We start from the raw sequence: 14,532 nt of genomic DNA, 5'->3' as shown, positions 1-14,532 counted from the left end.
CCAAATGAACTGATCTTGGGTTTATACAAAAAAACCGCATAATCATTAAGATTAGCGGGAATCGGTTCATCTTTTAAGATATTCTGAATAAAAATGGAATTCAGGAAGTTTTGAAGCTCTTAATAAAATACTATAGGCAGTTCGTTCACTCGCAGGTTTACCAAACGACTCTATTAGACGAATTAAATCTTGGTAGAGATTACAAAAAAACCGTTGGAATCAAAATTCCAACGGTCCATATTATTTATTCAAAATTTTCTTTGACATTCGGCATGTACTCTAGAAGATCACCCGGAGTTACACCTAATCCTCGACATAATGCACCTAGCGTATCGTAATCTATCCGTTTGGTTGCGTTACCAGCAAGCGAAGTAATCGTGTTTCGACTCACACCTGTTAAATCCACTACATCTTTATTTTGCAGTCCCCGCTCTCGCATAATATCACCGAGGCGACAACGTATACTTAAAGGGTTCATAAAATTCCTCCAAAAAATAAGCACAGAATGTTGACAATAACTATCCAACAGGGGGTAAACATATGTTTATAAAAACAAAAACGAATTCATTCGTACTAGAACGGGCAGCGATGGTATTTGGACCTTATGATCAATCTCATAATTATGAGATATTTGAGGGGATCATTTACGACGGACAATACTTTTTTCACATAGAGGACGGGCGTTTGTGGCTTCGGCATGTGCTCAAAGTAGACCATCCTGAACATACCCACTTATTCGTCGACGGTGACAGCGGTGGACTCCAACTGGCAGAAAACATTCAGTGTGACCTTATGGAAGCTGTATCCAATACAATTGAAAGACTACATACTATGGACAGCATGACATTTCTAATTAACGAATTGCTGTGGCTAAACAATCGTGGAGACATTAAACTTAATTTTATTAAATAGCAATAAATAAGTATGCTTAGATAAGCTTGCATGACTCATCAGAAAAGAACAAATTGAAGTCACTATTGATCCAGTTCACAAGTTTTTTGCTATCTCGCAAAGGGGTCATCATCTTTATTGGAATTCCAAATGTATTCAATTTGATTGGCTACCTGTTGAGCTTTTTCAAAACCAAACTGATCGGAAACAAAGCCTAAGGACATATCCATTCCAGCAGATACACCGGATGAAGTATAGAACTTTCCATCTACTACCCATCTTGCGTTTGGAATCCAGTTAACCTCTGTGCCAATGGATTTGACCCAATCAAAGGCTAATTTATTGGATGTGGCGCGCCTGTTTTTTAACAAGCCTGTTTTGGCAAGCAGCGCGGAACCCGTACAGACGGTTATACAAAAATTGGACTGTTCCGCAATCTCTTTGATCTGTTTCATAAATGTATCGTCATGGATTAAGCCCCTTGTCCCCTGTCCGCCCGGGATCATGAATATGCCATTGGGTTTTACTTGTGCAATGGGTTCTGTCACAATCTTGGTTTTTTGCCGGCTCTCAACAATTCCCCCGTCCATGGAGAAATATTTTAAGTCATAAACTTCTGGTAGGCGGCCAAAAATCTCAACGGGTCCGAATACATCCAGTGTTTCAAAATCATCGAACAAGCATATGTTAAAGTCCATACGGCTCACTTCCTTCAAATATTAATCATACTATACACCCCGTTTCCTGAATTAGACAATATAAAAAGCGCCTTCGCGGGCGCTTATTTAGTGTGCTTTAAGGCGGTCTGGTACCCTTTTATGAGCGTAAAATCCAATTCGCCACCTGCTCAGCTACCTTTGGATGATTAAGATAGGCAAAGAAGTTGTGGGGATTGGGGCGTCCGGTATGACTATCTTTCCAGAACGTGTAGATAAGCGGCTGATCATTAATGCTTTCTATTAAATTCCGACTCAGCATCAGATAGAAATCATCTTCGATCGCAGCGTCATGCGCAATGTAGTCATCCACGGCGTTAATGTTGGTCCAATGTCTAATATTTGCAGGATACATGCCATCGTCAGGCTCATTGGAATCATACAAGCTGCGCTTTACGGCAGGCTCGCCTAACGGATTACCCAATGTTAGCCATTCGTTAACCTTGTGTTCCCATAGATGCTTGTATTCACTCATACGTGAGAATTTCCATAATACATCGTAAGCCACCATGCACCCCATACTATGGGAAAGAAGCATTACGTCGTCTCCACTACTTAAAGCCTTTGCTAGAGGAGCCTGTAATCTTTCACGAATTTGGGAGCCTACTACACGGCTGGTCAAGTAAGCTCCCAGATCAGGGAGAAGCTTTTTGATAGCGCGGGTGCTCATACCAAACAAAGACAGGTAAGGGCTGAGTTTTTTTGCAGCATCATCATAGAAGTGTATGATGGGTTCGTTTGCTATCAGGCGGTCGTATTCCTCCGGCGTCATTTGATCGGTGGGTCGATTGATTAATTGCTGCATACTCTCGTCGTAAAAATGGTCTGGAACGTAGAAGTTTCCATCCTCTTCTTTTTCAAAAAGTTGTCCGTACCGAGGCCGGCTCTCTAATAAGAGGCGATTGTTGATATCTCCATAATAACTAAATGTCAGGGAAATATGCTCTTGCTCCAGCCTTTGAGCCGCTTCCTCATTCACTCGACGCAATCCTGCGATCAGCGCCATTTTGATGAGACGAAGCATTTCGTCGCATTTGGGCTTTTTGTCACGACCATGGATAATGACCAGATGTTTAGTACCCATCTCCTATTGTTCTTTCAGACGATCCACACGGACAGTTTGAGTATTGCCGGGTCTGCTACCTATCTGTACAGTTGCCATGCTGTTCGCTTCGTCTACATGCTCAATCCAGATCGGTTTTCCATCCAATTGTACGGCAATGGTATCGGGTGAATCGTAAATCGCTTTTGCTCGCTCTACATTCATGCTGTTCTCCCCCTGCTGATTGTTTTTGTGTGCATTCATTTAGAAATATAGGTGACCTAGTCCTCGTCTATAATCCGTTCAACGTCCAATGAAGGGATGCTATGAGAAGGCGAACTTGAAACCACAGCCTCCAAATCCACATGACCCACAGCTACGGGAAAAGGCGGGCGAACTCCATGGGAAAGGGCAAACTCGGGCGGCAATGCATCCTGTTCGCCTCCAGCGGGCCCCCGAAAGGCGATATGACTTTGACCCACACGATGACTGATCTGCCGAGGATAGGATTTTCCGGGCATAAATTGTGTACCTCCTTTTGAAGCGGATATGCCTTACTATGCACCAAAAAAGCTGCAACCATGCGCAGGGGAAGCAATTCGCAGCCTTCATTTACACCTCATACAATCCTTTGTACGAAGCATACTAAATGAAACCTTACTAAGCGAAAAATGATATGCCCACAGCCGCGACACCCGAAATCGAATGATACAAAATGCTGACTAAAGAAAAGGAGGACTGGCGGTATGCATACGGTCTGGAAAGGCGCAATCAGCTTCGGGCTGGTTCATGTGCCAGTTAAAATGTTTTCAGCGACAGAGGACAAGGATATTTCCATGCGCTACATTCACAAGGAGTGTGGGAGTCCGCTTAGCTATGTACGGAAGTGTCCTGTTTGTGATAAGGAGGTTGAATGGGAGGAAATTGGAAAAGGCTATGAATATGAAAAAGGGAAGTTCGTCATGTTCGATAAGGAGGAATTGGAGCAGATCAGCGGACAAGCGGATAAAAATATCGTCATTTTGGATTTTGTAGACCTGCAGGAAATTGATCCGATTTATTTTCAAAAAACGTATTATTTATCCCCGGATCAGGCTGGCTCCAATGCGTATAAGCTACTCATGAATGCGATGAAGGATACCGGAAAAATCGGCATTGCCCAAATCTCCATCCGCTCCAAAAGCAGCCTGGCAGCTATTCGGGTGCTGGATGAGTGTTTGGCCGTGGAGACGATGTTTTACCCGGATGAAATTCGTCCCATTGCTCAAGTTCCTAACCTACCGGGGCAAGAGGAGGTTAAAGAGAAGGAGCTGACGATGGCAAAGATGCTGATTGAGCAGCTATCTACACCTTTTGACGCAGCCAAGTATACGGATCAGTATCGCGAGCGTCTGCTGGATCTCATTCAGCATAAAGTGGCCGGAGAAGAGGTGCGAGTCGCCCCGACACAGCCGCAGACCAATGTCGTGGATTTAATGGCTGCTCTTCAGGCCAGTATTGAGGCCGTAAAGCCCGTCGTAACTGATCCTGGTCCTGGTGCTCCCGGCCCTGCTGCCGCGAAAAAACGCCCTGCGCGTAAACCAGCAGCGCCGACAGCACAGCAGGCGGTGGCAGGCGATGCCATCTCTCCGACTCCAGTCAAAAAGAGAAGAAGCACCGCCAAACCTAAAGAAACCTGATAAAGAAACCCGATAAAGAAACCTGATAAACAAACTTGAGATCATACAAAAAAGCTTCTAAGGGGTGGCGATGATACCGCTTTGGTACGACAGGAGCTGGCTGAACGCCCCCCGCTCCTCTTGTACCAGCTGTCGATAGTTTCCTTGCTGTATGACCTCGCCTTGCTCCAGCACGACAATCTGATCCGCGTGACGGATCGTTGACAGGCGGTGAGCGATGACGATCAGCGTCATTTGACCTTTCATCCGCTCCAGCGCTGCCTGAATGGCGGCTTCATGCTCACCATCGAGCGCACTTGTCGCTTCATCCAATATGAGGACCGGAGGATGATGCAGGACAGCCCGCGCTAATACCAATCGTTGGCGTTCCCCGCCAGACAGACGAATCCCGCGATCCCCAATGACTGTGTCCAGCCCTTCGGGCAGTCTGGCAACAAAGCTGTCTGCGGCTGCAAAATGCAGCGCCTCCCATAGCCGCTCCTCGCTCGCATTCCTGTCCGCCAGCTTCAGATTTTCACGAACGGTGGCATGGAACAGAAAAGGGTCTTGTGACACGTATCCAAACGATTGCCGCCACTGTGGCAACAGTTCGTCATCCAAAACACGTCCATCTATTTTAATCTGCCCCCCAGTTGGACGTAGAAAGCCCATCAGCACATCGACCAACGTACTCTTGCCCGCTCCTGATTTCCCCACAATGGCTGTCATCCCCCTGGCAGGTATAAACAGATTAATTTGGTGCAGTGCAGGATCTGCCGCACCATCATAGCGATAATCCAGACCGCTGCATTCAATCCCGCTACGCAGAAACAAGGGGTACCGCGTCGATGTAGCTACATGAAGTTCCGATTCAGCAGATCCAGCGGATGGAACGCGAGCGGCAGAGGATGCAACTGCAAGCAACGACGGATCTGAGAAAGCTTCGCATTCCTGCTGTACTTTGGTCACACTTTCAAAAGCTGAGATCATGGACATGATATATTCCAAACTCGCTTGAATCAGGGCGAACCTCGGCCATAAGCGGGAAAATATGAGGATCAGCACAATCAGCTTTTCAGGTGAAACATGCAGCCATTGCAGGGACGCGAATATAAGACAAACGACAAATACAGCTGCTGCTGTGCGATGCAAAAACTGCGTAGTGGCATTTTGCCGAACAAATTGGGTCGAATTATCCTCCATGCGACGCGTCAGGGAGCGAAACCAATCTATGTTGGCTGCCTCCAGCAGATTGCTTTTAATATCCTTCATTCCATTCATATGATCGGTAATGCCGGCAAAATAAATCTGTGAAAGCTCAGTGGTACGGTCACCTAGCTGCTTGGCATTTCGAATAGAGCGACGGAACACGACAAACAGTCCCAATCCACTCAGGAATACCAATCCGGTTAAGGAAGGGGATAACCAAAAAGCCAGCGCAATCTGGATCAGCGTAAACATGATGGCTGTGGTGAGTTGAAGAAGCAAATTGGTTCCCTGACTGACACGTGCCAGCTCGGTCGTCATCACATGGCTAAAATCAGATTTACGCTGGCGCAAATAAAAAGTCCACTGTGCCTTCATAAAGGAGGTATACACGTCTATTCTAAGCGAGCGCATAAAACGCTGCTGAATCTGTGAGCTCAGGACCGATTGGTAACGCTGAAGCAGAGCCTGCCCTGTAAGCAGCACCACAAAAAGCAGCAGCATCCCCGGCAATAGCCAGCTTTTGGGAATGTACGACAAGAAATGATCGAATCCATCGGACAGAAACGGCAGTCCTGAATGACCGGCGAATACGCCGATGGCCGCCAGCATAGGCACAAGCATATAAATGCCAAAGCCCTCCAGCAGGCTGACAATCATCATACATACGATATTGAGAATTAACGTACCACCGTTCACGGTGTACAGCTTGGTTAAATATAATCGCAGGTGAGCCATAACGCACACTCCTTATCGGGTCAGTGCTTTGAAAATCGCCGTTTCAGCCAAAGAAATGGACGTAAAGGGATGTACAAAAAATGCAGCTTGCGAGGCAGCGGCAACAAGATCGGATCACCCGTAGAAGGAAACAAACGGCTAATAAGATAAAGTAATCTGTGTCTTGGCTCCTTTAGGGAAAGCAAGTAAGCTCGGCTAATGGGCTGAGGGGTGACCGCTGTAGCTACAGCTACGGCAGGGCTTGAGGCGGCTGTAGCAGAAGCTACAGGCATAGTAAGACTGCTCACAGCAGTGTTCAATGTGCTCACCGTATCACCCGTCACGCTACCGACTTCTCTCGCGATGCCAGTAGCGTCACTGACATCGTGCAGAGCCGCTTCGCCAAAGGCATCGCCAGCTGCTGCACCGCCGACTGAAGCACCGCCATCCGAAGGGGCGGTCTCCACCGGCTGCGTCAAAGCTATGCTTTGCGACAGCTCTGACGCAGCCGTTCCGTTCGCACCCGGCCCGCTGGCAACCGGGTGCGGTGCGGGTACGCTGGCCTGCATGAAGGCCAGCGCGCTCAGCGCGAGCCTGTGCGCCTGCCGGGTCTCTGATATCGGACGCATCGGCTCCGGTATCGGCGTACCCAGCAGCGCAGCGGCGAGCTTCCAGGCCTGCCCGCCCACAGGCAGGCCTCCGTAGCGGCGCAGCAGCAGCAGCAGCGCCTCCCAATCGACATCGCAGGCGGTGAGTCTGTCGATGTCGACTAGCCAGCGCAGCCTGAACCAGCCGTGACGAGCGCCGTGGGCGCTCAAGTACAGGAACTGATGCTCGCCGCCGAGTGTGTACGTACTGGCTGCCATCGCCGCTGTGCTGTCAGCGGATGCCGACTGTCCCCCCCGACTCGCTCCTGCGGATTCACTGAATTGACGGCGGTCCCACAATTCATCAAAAGAGGGTTCCCCGCCGGCATCCGGGTGGAGACGCCAATGCAGCTCCACCTCTACCCGCTTTTGCGGATGAAGGAAAGATGTATGATGATCCTTCCACTTCCAGCTGCCAAGGACACGCGTTTCTCCGCTTTTGGACTCATAACCGGCTTCCCGTATCCAATGCTCGGCTTCATCCATGTCATCCGGCGCAATGAGCAAATCTATGTCCTTGGAGGTACGCAGGGAAACATCCCCGTACAATTGCTGCGCCAGTGCAGGCCCCTTGAGTATAAATACACGGATGCCATGATCCATGAGCAGCCTGGTCAGCCGCGCAGCCTCTGCTTGAAGAAGAAGCATACGCAGCGTATTTCGGTGATATTGCACCTGCAGGCTCTCCAGCAATGGTCCGGGAATGGCCGGATCATTCGACTTTTTTAGTTGGAGATATATCAGCGGTACTACCCGGTGATGATCTGCCAGGCGCAACAGGCGAGCCCAGTCCAGCTTATGCAGATGAATATCAGCGAACGTACGCTGCGATGGAGCAACCTCTTTTTTTAATAAAGAAAGTAATATCGTTAATTCATGATCCTTTTTCCAACGGGCAAGTTCCAGAAGAGACTTGGTGGGCATACTTTCTTCTCCTTCGATTGTTTGAACATCTTTTTGTCTCATCGCATTAAGAATGGCCTTTATTCGCCATTTGCGTATTCGTGGCCGTCACGGTTCGTCTCCCGAATAGACCCACCACCGTAAACGCCCCCATCTCCCGTTCACCTGTAACATAAATCGGTCCGCTTCGTACCCATGCATGTGCTGCCAACCGTCCAGCAGCATTTTTGGCTGTACCCAAATATAGCGTACAGTCCAGTTTTCTGCGCCCCAGCAACGTCATCGCGGCAGAGGCCTGTACAAGACAGCTACTGCGCCATGGGGTGTAACGGCTTGCCAGCTCCACAGCATGTGAAATATGCCGAATGGACTTTTCCTGCTGCGGGTCACATTGCCAAGAGGTTTCTTCCATACGTATCCCCCATTGGCCTGAGTAATCCTCAAAAGAACGAAGCTGACGAAGCCTCGCCCATCCCAGCGCCAGCCAGGCTTCCGGCAATAATCTCCTGACCTCTGGAGCCAGGAGAAGAAGCCGTTGTATCCGCATATTAAACCGTCTCCCGCTGGAGCTTTAGCAGTCCTTCCCGTTCCAACTCAGCCACAAAGGCATGTACCTGCTGTCTGCACTGTTCCTCGTTCACTTCATATTCATCCGTCAGGGCAGCTACGATCTCTCCGAGTGAAGGACTGGACTCCGCCAATTCCCAGATACGCCCTCCTGTAAAGCCCAGGTTATAATATTTTCCAGTGTTAATACTCATCATGACCTTTTCTCCGTCCATGTCACTGACATAGACCTCTTCACTGTAAATGACGCGGTAATGGTCTTTGGCTGGATCAGTGGCTGCCATAGCTGTTTTCCTCCTTATGAATGAGTTCAAGTACCCGTTGTACAATCTCGGATGCGGTAAAAGCGGAGCTACTCCTGAGCAATCGCCAGCCCTCCACTTTCCCAGCCATCCGGGCCGCCGTTCCAAAATACCATTCACCCAAACCCATTCGCGAAATTGTCCCCCTACGATATGTATGCAATAGTAATGTATGCAAGCACCCCAGTACGTTTAAGGGCTGTTCCGTAACCGCGGGTAGCTGGTTGGATGGCTCTGCCACAAGCTCGAATACACCGCCCAGGGAAAGCGGTTCGTTATAAAATTCGTCTACTGTAGGGACGGCATATTTATTCCATTCACCTGTGAGCTTAAGCAGTTCCCCATATTGTGGCAGCGCAGGCTGTCCAGACGTTAAAACAAGCCTGTGCTTTTGGGGGCGCACATGCTTGTTTCCCTGTAAAGACTCCAGTTGAAGCAGGCTGTCCAGCCCCAGCTTTTGTTGCGGATAAGCCGGATAAACGATGAGCTCGGATGCCGTAGCTTTTACAGCAATAACATCATCACTGACCATCAGATAGCCTGCCTGTCTAAAAGCAGCAGCCAGCGTCGATTTTCCCGCACCGGATTCGCCTACAAAAGCGTAGGCCTTGCCCCCGATAACGACCGCGCTTCCATGAATAGGAAATATATGTCTTTGCATCAGAAGGACGCCCATGCATGAACCCAGTAAAAACAACCGCACAGTGTCCATATCGGCTCCGGGGTAAGGGCATACCTCAATCTCCCTGCCTTCCCTGACGGCATATATGGCCGTGCCGGGTATTTGGAACATAAAGCGTTCACCCTGCATCACAAAATTAGCCTGCTCAAGCTGATCGCTCCATGCTGTCAAATCCGCCTGATGAATGACCACATCCTCTATCGCCTCCGATGCTGACAGTACCAGCTCAGGAAGCTTCAGTTCACTCGCAATCCTGAGTCCAAAGGCTGTATATTGGGCCCAGCCGACACTTGCACTCCTGTCATGCACGATAGGACTCACTCCCTCTGTCCTTAAAAAAATCCCGTCTTTATTTCCTTGAGCAGCAAGCATCTCTAACCCAAAAGAAATAAAGACGGCTCATTACAGATCTATCTTTTATGACTGGCTTCAATGTATGACCATCTGTTAGCTTGGATTATAAAGATCGGCGTCGTGGTCGGACACCCAATCAATCTGTTTCCAGCCTTTCCCCGCCATGGTCTGGTTAATGTCCAGCACCTCTATCGTCGGTTCCTGCCATTCTTTTTTACTCATCTCATCACCTCCCTTCCAACGAATGTGAACGATCCGGCGTGATCAAATCAGATCAGATCGAATCAATTCAATCCACAAAGAAAACGGTACACGATCAAACTGTGCATAAGCAGTCGTATATTGGGATCGGACGCCTGTTCGGGACCGGGGTGACGGAGTTTCGACATGGCCGTCTTAATAAGCTCTATATTGAGATATTCGGCGGCCCGTAAATCATGGCACATCATTTGAAGCTCCCCCATAAACGTATCCCAGCAGGGAATCATACGATGTAGCCAATCTGCAGGCTGCACGCCCCGCACACGCTGGTTCAACCGAACAACATCAGGCAGATGATCCTTCATAGCTGTACGAATGAGTGCACGGTCTCGACCGTTTTGCACATACTGCTCAAATGGTACGGATAAGCAAAAGCGAATCACCCGGCTGTCTCCTGTCGGATCACGTTCCCACAGGCCATAACGCAAAGAAAGTTTGGTCGCGACTACACCATTTTTGTTGGCAATCGCCAGATTCGAAAATTTCTCTTTTCTCGTCTGGTCGGCATTCTTCATCCAGCCTGTTCCGCTCAACACCGGAACATCCTCGACATGCATCCGTTTGGCAAACTCCGGGTGAATCAACGAAGGAACCGGACTTCGTTTGCCCCGAAATAACGATACATGAGTATCTAGCAAGGTAGCTTTTTTCAGCATCACGGGTAGCAGACGAGACATACGTCTTCCGGTCAGCCTGCTATAGCGCCACAAGCCCTGAAAGGATTGCAGCCAGTGCAAACGACGAAACTGACGGGCATAATAGTCCAGTGCAGGGCCCCATGAAACGGTAAAATTGCCTCGTGCCCCGGTCAGCAGTACACCGACATTATGTTCCTGTGCTTTTTCATAAAAACCTCTGATCCAGAAGGAATTTTCAAAATATTTATAGGGAGCCTCCATAAGCTCCAGCCAAGTATCAATTTCGGAAAACGGGCTTTTCCCCTCAAAATCCAGATAATTTTCGTGAATGTTGCCTACATAGCGAGCCGTAGACTGAATATAGCTTCGTTCGTTCGCCAGCAGTGCAGGCGATGTCCAATCCTCAAAATCCTGAACAGGTACATAGCTGTACGCATACAGCGGCTTTTGTTGCAAATGCAGCGATGGTGCGGCAAAGCTGGCAACCGCTCCGGAATCCAGTCCCCCGCTCAAGGCAGCCCCTACGGCGCGATGCGTCCGTAATCGGGCAGTGACCGCCTGTGAGAACACCTCGCGGAACGCTTCTATGTACTCGCCTCTCGTTTTGAGCCGCAGCGGCTCTACCTCATCCAGACATGCATATTGATGAAGAATTCGCTTTCCCTCCTCCATAGTGAACCAATGTGCGGGAGGAAGCTGGTTGATATGCTTGTAGACGGTCGTGCCGATATCGACGGATTCCTGCATGGAGCGGATCGACAGAAATTCGGCCAGCCACGGTTCATGCAGTTCTTTTCGCAAAGAGGATAAGGTCAAGAGCGGAGCTACGACCGTGCTAAATGCAAAGCCTGAGTCATGCTGATAGGTGTACAGCGTGCGGCTTCCCGTCATATCGCGAGCGCCGTATAAACGCCGTCGCTTGGCATCCCAAATGACAAAGGCAAAATCGCCTATCAAATATTGGGCCGCATCCACCCCCCATTTGTCATATGCCAGTAAAATCAGCTCGCTATCCGTGATTTCCTGCCGTCGCTCCTGTCTGACCCCGAGCCGTTCAAGCAGCTCGGAACGATTGTCCAAAATCGCATCCGCAGTGATAGCCAGATCTCGCTCCTCATCATAGAAGGGGAGACGTTCATGGACAGATTCCGGGGTCACATGCTGGGCATGACATCCCAAAAAAATGGAGCCTTCACACCAGGCACATACGCGGTCGGCGGGATATTTTCGCAGGGCTTGCATCATTTTACCGCCTTCTTCGGCGCTTGCGGACTCACGCCCAAAGTTGTAGATTCCAGCAATTGCACTCACGTTCTCCCCCCTTTTTCTCCAGCGATTGAATCCGTCGTTCATTCACAATCTGCTCCATATCCATCCTTGCAGGACCGAGAGGGGCCGCATGATGTCTTTCATTCATTGCATGTATTGAATTTATTTCGTTTATCGCGAGTTCCCTGTTATGTGTATCTTGTTCATCCAGCATTCGATAAGCAGTCTTCCATTCAAAACCGCTCTGCTGGAGAAACTGGTGAGTACGTCGGCTGATCAGCTCCACATCCGGCTCATCCTCAAAGCGTGCTCCAGTGATTTACTCGGCCTGTTCCAGCGCCTCCACGTAGCCAAACTGCCTAAATATGCGAGACCCGATGCTTCTGCAATACAACTCGATTTCCTGTTTACTCAACAGGTGTTGCCAGCTATGTACTGAATCCTGATGGGGCCTTGCTTTTCAATCAAGAATACTCCTCCTCTAGCTCTACTCAAGACACTTTTATGGATACATTTCGTATATAATTATAAATTTATGATACAAATTGTATCTTGTCAATCCCTTTGATGGATAAATTCTGTACATGACGCTCATCTTAATGCATAAGTACATCTTGGATAAGCGATAGCGGTCGCCTAAAAGCTTTCCAGAGAAGGAGCCTAGCACTATGGGACAAGCTGTTAAAGGTACGATTAGCATTGAAGGTCAGGAAATTCCCATCACCAACCCGAATAAACCACTGTGGCCGGAAGCCGGCGTGACCAAAGCGCTATATCTTCGCAAGCTCGCGGTGTTAGCTCCTTTCTTGCTCAAATATTGCCAGCATCGCCTGCTAACCGTCATCCGCTGGCCACATGGTATCCACGGTGATTTTTTTTATCAGAAAAATGCCCCGCGCCCCCGGCCGGATTATATTGAAACCACGCTGCATGACGGTATTGAATATATCGTGCTTAACAAGCTGCCTCAATTGCTATGGCTCGGCAATCAGGCTGCACTGGAATTTCACCCCTCCCTGCATCATGCGAGAAGCCACTTGCCCTGTGAATGGATGATTGATTTGGACCCGTCCAGAGAAGTGGAGCCACGCATTATGGAGGCTGCCTCCATCGTCGGTGAAGTGCTGGCTTCGCTTGGTTTGAATTCGATCCCCAAAACATCCGGAGCCACCGGAGTGCAAATTATCGTCCCGATTCGAACAGGTGTAACCTTCGACGAGCTTCGCAGCATCGGGCTGCTGGTCGGACAGTTTGTGACGGAAAAACACCCGCATCTGTTCACACTGGAACGGTTAAAGAAGGATCGTGGAACAGCCATCTATTTTGATTATTTACAGCATTATCAGGGAAAAACGCTGGCTGCTCCCTATACCCCGCGGGCACGCCCCGGTGCTACTGTATCCACTCCGCTTACATGGGAAGAGGTACGGCGGGATGTATCACCGCTTGACTACCATTTGCTGAATATTGAGGAACGGCTAAATCAGATAGGTGACTTGATCGGCAAGGTTCCTCCCCAGCCTGTCGAGGATGTTCTAAAGCATATGCGTGCCAAGGCTCATCCAACCTGATTTTTTGCCTATGCAGCACAAAAAAGGGGACAACTCCCGCAACCATAATGGCTGAGAAATTGTCCCCTTGAGCTAGTGTATTCCCTTTTTCTTAAAGCGTCCGCCCTTCACATCGTGAATGTTGCCAATCGCTACAAAAGCGTGGGGGTCCCAATCTTCAACGATGTTCTTCAGCTTCGCTTCCTCCAGACGGGTGATGACGACGAAAATGACTTTTTTGCTGTCGCCTGTAAAGCCGCCTTCACCTTCCAGGTAGGTTACACCCCGTCCCAGACGATCTGTCAGAGCATCCCCGATGTCGCGGTATTTTTCACTAATAATCCAGACCGATTTGGACTGATCCAGACCTTCAATCGTAATATCAATCATTTTCATGGCGATATAATAAGCAATCATGGAATAGAGGGCATTCGGCCAGCCGAATACAAAGCCTGCGCTTCCCAAAATGAAGATGTTCACGAACAGGACGATCTCACCGACCGAAAAAGGAGTTTTTTCGCTGACGAGAATAGCTACGATCTCTGTTCCATCCAGCGAGCCGCCAGATCGAATCACAAGACCTACCCCAACGCCGAGAATAACACCGCCAAAGATAGCTCCGAGCAGCGGTTCGCCAGGTGTCAACGCACTTACATTGTGAAGTAATGCGGTTCCGATGGACATGACAATAATGCCGAATAATGTGGATAAAGCGAAGGTTTTACCGATTTGTTTGTAGCCGATAACTAGAAATGGAAGGTTCAACAGGGTCAGGAAAATGCCGAGCGGGTAACCAGTAATCTTGGAGGCCATAATAGAAATACCTGTAACGCCTCCGTCAATAACGCCGTTGGGAACCAGGAATATTTCCAGGCCCACTGCCATCAGAGCCGCACCAACCACAATCATGGCTGCACGCTGCAACAGGCGTTTTATTTTGTTCTTAGGATTAGCTGGAATTTTGCTGATCTTGGTCAACTCTCCGGTCACATCTGTGATCTCAGATAAACTTTGGACTTCCTTGCTCACTACACTCATATATAAATCCCCCCGTTACAGTATGATATATTGGACAAAAAAGGGGCTGCTATCCGCAGTCCCCTCTTCTTTACCGCGCTATTTATATAAA

The 14,532-nt window shown here is 49.0% G+C and carries 17 protein-coding genes; 3 read left to right on the top strand and 14 right to left on the bottom strand.

Going from position 1 to position 14,532, the window contains the following annotated elements:
• Nucleotides 1-244 precede the first annotated feature (244 nt).
• Nucleotides 245-478: a helix-turn-helix domain-containing protein gene (locus tag BAZ21_RS07700; protein ID WP_007429253.1), complete on the bottom strand. Its 234-nt coding sequence runs from the start codon at nucleotides 476-478 to the stop codon at nucleotides 245-247.
• A gap of 62 nt (nucleotides 479-540) precedes the next feature.
• Between BAZ21_RS07700 and BAZ21_RS07695 the strand changes: the two genes are divergently transcribed.
• Nucleotides 541-912 carry a hypothetical protein gene (locus tag BAZ21_RS07695; RefSeq protein WP_068498692.1) on the top strand — a complete coding sequence of 124 codons (372 nt, stop codon included), beginning with the start codon at nucleotides 541-543 and terminating at the stop codon, nucleotides 910-912.
• An 89-nt stretch (nucleotides 913-1,001) separates the two neighbouring features.
• On the opposite strand, the gene BAZ21_RS07690 is transcribed toward BAZ21_RS07695, so the two are convergent.
• The 4 genes from BAZ21_RS07690 to BAZ21_RS07675 all read right to left on the bottom strand — a co-directional run bounded on the left by BAZ21_RS07690 (nucleotide 1,002) and on the right by BAZ21_RS07675 (nucleotide 3,170).
• Nucleotides 1,002-1,571 (bottom strand): DJ-1/PfpI family protein, encoded by a 570-nt coding sequence (locus BAZ21_RS07690; protein ID WP_256020092.1) that lies wholly within the window; start codon nucleotides 1,569-1,571, stop codon nucleotides 1,002-1,004.
• A gap of 136 nt (nucleotides 1,572-1,707) precedes the next feature.
• Nucleotides 1,708-2,691 carry a hypothetical protein gene (locus BAZ21_RS07685; protein ID WP_068498688.1) on the bottom strand — a complete coding sequence of 328 codons (984 nt, stop codon included), beginning with the start codon at nucleotides 2,689-2,691 and terminating at the stop codon, nucleotides 1,708-1,710.
• 3 nt (nucleotides 2,692-2,694) lie between these two features.
• Nucleotides 2,695-2,874: an H-type small acid-soluble spore protein gene (locus BAZ21_RS07680; RefSeq protein ID WP_007429249.1), complete on the bottom strand. Its 180-nt coding sequence runs from the start codon at nucleotides 2,872-2,874 to the stop codon at nucleotides 2,695-2,697.
• A gap of 56 nt (nucleotides 2,875-2,930) precedes the next feature.
• On the bottom strand, nucleotides 2,931-3,170 hold the full coding sequence (locus tag BAZ21_RS07675; protein WP_068498685.1) for a hypothetical protein: 240 nt from the start codon (nucleotides 3,168-3,170) through the stop codon (nucleotides 2,931-2,933).
• Nucleotides 3,171-3,395: 225 nt separating this feature from the next.
• Here BAZ21_RS07675 and ku point away from each other — a divergent pair, with 225 nt between their 5' ends.
• Nucleotides 3,396-4,328 carry a non-homologous end joining protein Ku gene (gene ku / locus BAZ21_RS07670; RefSeq protein ID WP_068498683.1) on the top strand — a complete coding sequence of 311 codons (933 nt, stop codon included), beginning with the start codon at nucleotides 3,396-3,398 and terminating at the stop codon, nucleotides 4,326-4,328.
• A 57-nt stretch (nucleotides 4,329-4,385) separates the two neighbouring features.
• On the opposite strand, the gene BAZ21_RS07665 is transcribed toward ku, so the two are convergent.
• The 8 genes from BAZ21_RS07665 to BAZ21_RS29540 all read right to left on the bottom strand — a co-directional run bounded on the left by BAZ21_RS07665 (nucleotide 4,386) and on the right by BAZ21_RS29540 (nucleotide 12,139).
• Entirely contained in the window at nucleotides 4,386-6,251 is a 1,866-nt protein-coding gene (locus tag BAZ21_RS07665) for an ABC transporter ATP-binding protein (protein WP_068498681.1), read from the bottom strand.
• Nucleotides 6,252-6,271: 20 nt separating this feature from the next.
• Nucleotides 6,272-7,801 carry a nucleotidyltransferase domain-containing protein gene (locus tag BAZ21_RS07660; RefSeq protein WP_068498678.1) on the bottom strand — a complete coding sequence of 510 codons (1,530 nt, stop codon included), beginning with the start codon at nucleotides 7,799-7,801 and terminating at the stop codon, nucleotides 6,272-6,274.
• 46 nt (nucleotides 7,802-7,847) lie between these two features.
• A complete protein-coding gene (locus BAZ21_RS07655) occupies nucleotides 7,848-8,327 on the bottom strand; it encodes a lasso peptide biosynthesis B2 protein (protein ID WP_068498676.1) in 480 nt (159 codons plus the stop codon).
• 1 nt (nucleotide 8,328) lies between these two features.
• Nucleotides 8,329-8,631 carry a lasso peptide biosynthesis PqqD family chaperone gene (locus BAZ21_RS07650; protein WP_068498674.1) on the bottom strand — a complete coding sequence of 101 codons (303 nt, stop codon included), beginning with the start codon at nucleotides 8,629-8,631 and terminating at the stop codon, nucleotides 8,329-8,331.
• Nucleotides 8,618-9,640, bottom strand: a complete 1,023-nt coding sequence (locus BAZ21_RS07645; RefSeq protein ID WP_068498672.1) for a serine kinase — start codon at nucleotides 9,638-9,640, stop codon at nucleotides 8,618-8,620. Before BAZ21_RS07645 ends, BAZ21_RS07650 begins: the two co-directional genes overlap by 14 nt.
• A gap of 138 nt (nucleotides 9,641-9,778) precedes the next feature.
• Nucleotides 9,779-9,907, bottom strand: coding sequence for a paeninodin family lasso peptide (locus BAZ21_RS28430; protein WP_013369856.1), 129 nt, complete (start codon nucleotides 9,905-9,907; stop codon nucleotides 9,779-9,781).
• Nucleotides 9,908-9,969: 62 nt separating this feature from the next.
• Nucleotides 9,970-11,895 carry an asparagine synthase-related protein gene (locus tag BAZ21_RS07640; RefSeq protein ID WP_068498670.1) on the bottom strand — a complete coding sequence of 642 codons (1,926 nt, stop codon included), beginning with the start codon at nucleotides 11,893-11,895 and terminating at the stop codon, nucleotides 9,970-9,972.
• On the bottom strand, nucleotides 11,858-12,139 hold the full coding sequence (locus tag BAZ21_RS29540) for a hypothetical protein (RefSeq protein ID WP_068498668.1): 282 nt from the start codon (nucleotides 12,137-12,139) through the stop codon (nucleotides 11,858-11,860). The genes BAZ21_RS07640 and BAZ21_RS29540 overlap by 38 nt, the downstream gene beginning before the upstream one ends.
• A 382-nt stretch (nucleotides 12,140-12,521) precedes the next feature.
• Here BAZ21_RS29540 and ligD point away from each other — a divergent pair, with 382 nt between their 5' ends.
• Nucleotides 12,522-13,424, top strand: coding sequence for a non-homologous end-joining DNA ligase (ligD, locus tag BAZ21_RS07630; protein WP_068498666.1), 903 nt, complete (start codon nucleotides 12,522-12,524; stop codon nucleotides 13,422-13,424).
• Nucleotides 13,425-13,496: 72 nt separating this feature from the next.
• Here the strand turns inward: ligD and BAZ21_RS07625 are convergent, their stop codons facing one another.
• Nucleotides 13,497-14,441 carry a YitT family protein gene (locus tag BAZ21_RS07625; protein ID WP_007429236.1) on the bottom strand — a complete coding sequence of 315 codons (945 nt, stop codon included), beginning with the start codon at nucleotides 14,439-14,441 and terminating at the stop codon, nucleotides 13,497-13,499.
• Between the last annotated feature and the right edge of the window lie 91 nt (nucleotides 14,442-14,532).

This window comes from Paenibacillus kribbensis (assembly GCF_001705305.1).
Taxonomy (GTDB): Bacteria; Bacillota; Bacilli; order Paenibacillales; family Paenibacillaceae; genus Paenibacillus; species Paenibacillus kribbensis_B.
Note: the sequence above shows the minus strand (reverse complement) of the source record. Positions and strands in the feature narration are given on the sequence as shown.

Bases quoted from the DNA above. Each gene is read 5' to 3' on its own strand.
- BAZ21_RS07700 (WP_007429253.1), bottom strand. From the start codon at position 478: ATGAACCCTTTAAGTATACGTTGTCGCCTCGGTGATATTATGCGAGAG.
- BAZ21_RS07695 (WP_068498692.1), top strand. From the start codon at position 541: ATGTTTATAAAAACAAAAACGAATTCATTCGTACTAGAACGGGCAGCG.
- BAZ21_RS07685 (WP_068498688.1), bottom strand. From the start codon at position 2,691: ATGGGTACTAAACATCTGGTCATTATCCATGGTCGTGACAAAAAGCCC.
- BAZ21_RS07680 (WP_007429249.1), bottom strand. From the start codon at position 2,874: ATGAATGTAGAGCGAGCAAAAGCGATTTACGATTCACCCGATACCATT.
- BAZ21_RS07675 (WP_068498685.1), bottom strand. From the start codon at position 3,170: ATGCCCGGAAAATCCTATCCTCGGCAGATCAGTCATCGTGTGGGTCAA.
- ku (WP_068498683.1), top strand. From the start codon at position 3,396: ATGCATACGGTCTGGAAAGGCGCAATCAGCTTCGGGCTGGTTCATGTG.
- BAZ21_RS07665 (WP_068498681.1), bottom strand. From the start codon at position 6,251: ATGGCTCACCTGCGATTATATTTAACCAAGCTGTACACCGTGAACGGT.
- BAZ21_RS07660 (WP_068498678.1), bottom strand. From the start codon at position 7,801: ATGCCCACCAAGTCTCTTCTGGAACTTGCCCGTTGGAAAAAGGATCAT.
- BAZ21_RS07655 (WP_068498676.1), bottom strand. From the start codon at position 8,327: ATGCGGATACAACGGCTTCTTCTCCTGGCTCCAGAGGTCAGGAGATTA.
- BAZ21_RS07650 (WP_068498674.1), bottom strand. From the start codon at position 8,631: ATGGCAGCCACTGATCCAGCCAAAGACCATTACCGCGTCATTTACAGT.
- BAZ21_RS28430 (WP_013369856.1), bottom strand. From the start codon at position 9,907: ATGAGTAAAAAAGAATGGCAGGAACCGACGATAGAGGTGCTGGACATT.
- ligD (WP_068498666.1), top strand. From the start codon at position 12,522: ATGGGACAAGCTGTTAAAGGTACGATTAGCATTGAAGGTCAGGAAATT.
- BAZ21_RS07625 (WP_007429236.1), bottom strand. From the start codon at position 14,441: ATGAGTGTAGTGAGCAAGGAAGTCCAAAGTTTATCTGAGATCACAGAT.